The organism is Nocardia sp. NPDC046763, assembly GCF_040645495.1.
GTDB lineage: Bacteria > Actinomycetota > Actinomycetes > Mycobacteriales > Mycobacteriaceae > Nocardia.
The window spans coordinates 1-5,049 of the sequence record NZ_JBEYYI010000077.1 but is presented as its reverse complement, the minus strand read 5'-3'; the positions used below and the strand labels follow the sequence as shown (position 1 = coordinate 5,049).

General features: G+C 65.1%; 4 protein-coding genes. 3 read left to right on the top strand and 1 reads right to left on the bottom strand.

Going from position 1 to position 5,049, the window contains the following annotated elements; genetic code table 11:
* Nucleotides 1-73: 73 nt before the first annotated feature.
* Nucleotides 74-874, bottom strand: coding sequence for a reverse transcriptase domain-containing protein (locus tag ABZ909_RS43410; protein ID WP_357012318.1), 801 nt, complete (start codon nt 872-874; stop codon nt 74-76).
* A gap of 1,076 nt (nt 875-1,950) precedes the next feature.
* Between ABZ909_RS43410 and ABZ909_RS43405 the strand changes: the two genes are divergently transcribed.
* The 3 genes from ABZ909_RS43405 to ABZ909_RS43395 are packed head-to-tail and all read left to right on the top strand — an operon-like array spanning nt 1,951 to nt 4,763.
* Nucleotides 1,951-2,370 (top strand): hypothetical protein, encoded by a 420-nt coding sequence (locus ABZ909_RS43405; protein ID WP_357012315.1) that lies wholly within the window; start codon nt 1,951-1,953, stop codon nt 2,368-2,370.
* A 29-nt stretch (nt 2,371-2,399) separates the two neighbouring features.
* A complete protein-coding gene (locus ABZ909_RS43400) occupies nt 2,400-3,902 on the top strand; it encodes an AMP-binding protein (RefSeq protein WP_357012312.1) in 1,503 nt (500 codons plus the stop codon).
* A gap of 9 nt (nt 3,903-3,911) precedes the next feature.
* Nucleotides 3,912-4,763: a LuxR C-terminal-related transcriptional regulator gene (locus ABZ909_RS43395; protein WP_357012309.1), complete on the top strand. Its 852-nt coding sequence runs from the start codon at nt 3,912-3,914 to the stop codon at nt 4,761-4,763.
* Nucleotides 4,764-5,049 lie beyond the last annotated feature (286 nt).

Genomic DNA, 5,049 nt, shown 5'->3' with positions numbered 1-5,049 from the left:
GCTCCCAGAAGCGGCCTGGATCAACCCGCCTCCGAAGGAGAATGCCGACACAGAACAGGCAGCCTGACCCGTCTCATCCGGTTTGACAGATTCCGTACCGGATCAGCCGGTAGTTGGGTAATCCGTTGTGCCGCCGCTTGACCCGCTGATACTGACTAGCGCTCGGGCCTCCCGGTGCTTGCGCGATGTACTCGTCGAGCACCGACAGTGCCACGTTCGACAGCAGTGGTGACAAGATCGACCCTTGTGGGGTGCCGGCGTCGGAATCCCGCAGTCTGCCATCCTTTTCGAGGATGCCAGCCTTCAGGAACGCCTTCGCCAAACTCAGAATCCGCTTGTCCCCGACGCGTTTACGCACCCGGTCCATGAGCGCTGGATGCGAGATTTCGTCGAAGCATGCCTTGATGTCGCCTTCTACCACCCACTCGTAGGAGCGGGAGGTGAGAAACCGCACCTCGGCCACGGCGTCGTGAGCCCGGCGATTTGGGCGGAACCCATACGAGCATGGGAGGAAGTCCGCCTCGAAAATCGGCTCCAACACCAATTTCAGGGATGCCTGGACCACCCGGTCCCGCACTGTCGCGATCCCCAGGCGACGCATCTTGCCATTCGCCTTGGGGATCAACCGCTCTCGCACCGGCAGCGGAACGAAACTGCGGTCCTTGATCTGCGACCGCAACTCGCCGAGGAACGCATCGACTCCACCACCACCATCCGCAATGGACGCGGCGGTCGCACCGTCTACCCCGGCCGTGCGCGCACCCCTGTTGCCCCGCACCCGATCCCACGCCACCAACAAGAAGGCGGGGTCGGCGACGAGGTTGAACAGGTCGTCAAACCTCCGATGAGGATCACTCATCGCCCAACGATGCAACTTCGTCTGGATCTTCAGTACCCCGGCGCTCCGCCCTCAGCAGGGCAAGCCCCGGATCGACGGTATTCACCGGCGACCTCCTGACATTCCAATCCCTCCATTGCTGACTTGCTGGTCCCCTTCGCCATGTACGGAGCTTTCCTCCGCTCGGACTACTACGAGACCTCCGCCCCGCACCACGGCCGTCAGTCGGCGACGGACCTGCCCCACTTCCGTTCTGGCTGACCGGAAGTGGGGCGACCGCGGACGGTTCCCACGTTCACTTCGGATCGATCGACGGGTGAAGTGCCCAGCTCTGCCCCTGCGGTATCGCCACGGACTACGCCGCAGTTCTTCGTCGTGGCCTCCCTACCGACATCACACACCGGCCCAGGAGTTCCCCGTCCGACCGAAATCGGCGGGTGCGCACCGCATCCCAGCCCATATCCACCAGATTTGAGCTGGCCATGAGTTTGAGGGGCTTTAAGATCGCACTGGTTCCTTGCGTACACCTTCCCATCTCGCTCACCAGGCCCGATCCGTCTGGCAGTGCCGGACCGTCCTGACTTTGTCGGAGCTGCTTCCCACCCTTCCCGGCGTCCCCCGAGGCAGGCTGCTCCCAGCTTCAGCCGATCGCTGCGACGATCAGCAGGTAGGGGTCTTTCACCTCCTACTCGATTCCGAAGCGCCTCGTGGCGCACTGTGCCATCTCATGAGATTGGTGTCGGCAGTCGGCCGCTGGGGCAGCTCGCCAGTCTCGTGAACCAGCCTCCGGAGTGCCTCCAGCGCCATTGTCCAGCAGAAGCATCCGGACTACGAAACCACCGCGCCCGGACCACCACCCAGCGCGTACACATTGCTAACGACCAGAACCGATCCAGAGCAACACACTATTTTGCCGCATACCGCGCTGACCGAATCGGCCAGCGCGGGGCATCGGAAGATCCACGGGCAGAGCGCCGTACGACCGCTAGCAGTGCGCGCTCATGCCGAGTTCCGTGCGACCGGTGCAATCCCTCACAATCCGGCGTAGAGCAGCAATTTCACGCCAATTCCTCAGCTGTAGTGCACGTTTAGAACAGTTGGGTTGACCGTTCATGCCCGCATGGCAGCGCACTCTCCTGCCGCATACCGCGCTGACCGAACCGGCCAGCGCGGCGTGGCGGAAGATCAACTGGCCGTGGCGATCCGAGACCGGCCAAACGCGCTATGCCGACTTCCGTCCAATGGGCCTCATCGTGCAAAGTCCCATGGAGGTCATCAGTTTTCCGACGCTGGCTCGGCCTGGTTGCACGTTCAGGCCCCTTCGAAGCCTGGCCCGTTGCTGGAGTACCGGACTTCTGCTGCACAGCTGGGGCGGCTCCGAAGGCAATCCGCGCATCGAAATCCTGTTCAAGCCCGCCGCCTTCGTGTGCCTCGCGAACAGGTTGACCGGCATCAACATTGGTGGGCGTCCTTCCCTTTCGACCCCCCGGATGGGGGTGTCGGTGTGCGGCACCGCGAGTTTGACTCGGTGACTATCTGAGGAAGCTCGAGGAGGATGGTCATGAGCATGCCCGCGGAGATCGTGCCGATGGCGGCACGCCGGTTCGGCGACAAGGTCGCATTGATCAGTGGCGGAAGATCGTTCACGTTCACCGAGCTGGCGGAGTTGTCCGGCCGGGTCGCGGCGGCGCTGGCCTCGCAGGGGGCCGAGCCGGGCGAGGTGGTGTCGATCTTCTCGCCGAATCGCTGGGAGTGGCTGGTGGCCTATCACGGCGCATTGCGGGCGGGGTGCGTGGTGAACCCGATCAACGGCATGTTGACGCCGGAAGAAGTCCGCTATGTGCTGGGTAACTGCGGTGCCCGGTTCGTGTTCGTTCCGGGCGACAAGGTGGCGGCCGTGGCCGGGACGGCTACTCCGATCGCCTTCGGTACCGCCCCGACCGGCGTTCTGTCGTTCAACGATCTGCTGGCTTACCAGGGGCTCCTGCCGCAGTTCGAGACCGGCACGGACAGTGAGCTGTGTCTGATCGCGTACACCTCCGGCACCACCGGGCATCCCAAGGGCGCGATGCAGTCGCATCGGGCGATCTATCTCAACCATGCGTATACCGCGACGATGCACGGCCGGACCAGTGCGGACGTACTGGTGACCGGGTTGCCGGCGCCGCACGTGTATGGCAATGGGGCCATCCACTCGACCTGGCTGGCCGGTGGGACGGTAGTGCTGATGGATCGGTTCGAGGCCGGCCGAGCGCTGGAGCTGATCGAGCGGCACCGGGCGACGATTTTCGAGGGGGTACCGGCCATGTTCTCGATGATGCTCGCGCACGAGCGCATTCATCAGACCGACCTGTCCTCGCTGACACGGTCCACCGTCGGCGGCCAGACCATGCCGATCGCCAAGATCGAGGAATGGGAGCGGCGCAGCGGGGCACCGCTGCTGGAGCTGTGGGGGATGACCGAGCTGGCGGGCTTCGGGACCACACACTCGGTGTTCGCGCCCAACATCCACGGCTCGATCGGCGTGGCCTTTCCCGGGACCGACGTGCGGGTCGCCGATCCCGAGGATCTCCGCCGACCGCTCGCGCCGGGCGAGGTGGGGGAGCTGATGATCAGGGGACCGATCGTCATGCTCGGATACTTCGGAAACGAGACGGCGACCAAAGAGGCCATCGAGCCGGACGGCTGGCTGCACACCGGGGACGTCGCCTATGCCACCGACGACGGGCACTTCTTCGTGGTGGACCGGCGCAAGGACCTCATCATCACCGGCGGCTACAACGTCTATCCGGCGGAGATCGAACGGGTGGTGGCCGCACATCCGGCGGTCGCCATGGTCGCTGTCGGCGGGATTCCGGACCCGGTCAAGGGCGAACTGGCCCGCGCCTGTGTGGTGCTGCGCCCTGGGCGCAATGTGACCGAACAGGAGATCATCGACTACTGCCGCGATCACCTCGCTCCGTACAAGCTGCCCCGGGCCGTGCTTTTCGTCGACGACCTGCCGAAGACCTCCTCGGGGAAGATCATGCGACGAGAACTTCTCGCCCTCTGGCCTGTCGCGTAAGTTCATGTCATGCAAGGGCTCGCCGACTACCTCGACGTCGTCCGGAAGCTCGACCGGGCGGCGGCACTTCGCCGCTGTGCCGAGCTGATCGGGTCGCTGCCCTACTTCTCCATCGCCTGGACCGCCGAGCCGAGCAGTCCGGGCCTGCTGGTCGTCCGGCAGGCCAGCGGGGTCCGCACCGATCTGATGCGTGAACTGCCGGTGCCGACCGGACGCGGTCTGACCGGCAAGGTGTACGGCTGCGCACGCGCCGACTGGGTGGACGACTACTTCAACTCCGCCTCGATCACGCACGACTTCGACGAGCAGATGGCCGGGGAAGGGGTACGACGGCTGTTGGCCGTGCCGATCGTCCTCTCCGGCAAGACCTTCGGGGTCCTCGCCGCCGGGTCTCGCAGCGAGGGCACGTTCGGAGACACCGCGGTGGCCGAGGTGACCGCGGCAGCGCAGGCCGCGGCGGTCGCCATCGAGGTTTCGGTGCGAACCGAGCAACGCATCATGAACCTGCACGACACCATCGGGGCGAACCTCGCCTCGATCGGTTCCAGTGCTCGCCGCCTCAGCGTCGATCCCGCCACCGATTCGGTGCTGCGCGGTCGGCTCGGCCGAATCGCTGAGCAGGCGGCCGAGCCGACCGCCGCGCTGCGCGCGCTGCACGATGCGGTCCCGCCCGTGCTCACCCGACGCGAACTGGAGGTGCTGCGCCGAGCCGCCGCCGGCGAGACCAACCCCGAGATCGCCCGTGCCCTCGGCCTGTCCCGCCACACCGTCAAGGACTACCTCCGGCAGGCGCTGCAGAAACTGGGCGCCCGCAACCGCGTCCAGGCCGCTATGAAAGCAAGCGGGCTGGGCCTGCTCTGAGTTCGAAGTGCTGCGCGCTCCGGGTTACTGCGGCCATTCGTGGTTTGCGCAGAAAACCAGCTGTGGGTGGGAAACTGCCTCGCAATTGGGGTCCCGGTAGAACTCGCCGAGTGGGTCCGGCGGAAGATCAACTGGCCGTTGGGTTGCTATCCGAGGCCGGACGAACGCACCGTAATCAGCGTAAGGCGTTTTGTGATGCTCCTATAGATGTCAAGCAGTTTCGGCTGGTTGGTGCTGCGGAGGATGTTCGGTGAGGGCGTGGTAGACCTCGCGGGCGATGAATCGT

What these genes read in the sequence shown, in the direction of transcription:
- ABZ909_RS43405 (WP_357012315.1), top strand. Translation starts at nt 1,951, where the DNA reads ATGCCCGCATGGCAGCGCACTCTCCTGCCGCATACCGCGCTGACCGAA.
- ABZ909_RS43400 (WP_357012312.1), top strand. Translation starts at nt 2,400, where the DNA reads ATGAGCATGCCCGCGGAGATCGTGCCGATGGCGGCACGCCGGTTCGGC.
- ABZ909_RS43395 (WP_357012309.1), top strand. Translation starts at nt 3,912, where the DNA reads ATGCAAGGGCTCGCCGACTACCTCGACGTCGTCCGGAAGCTCGACCGG.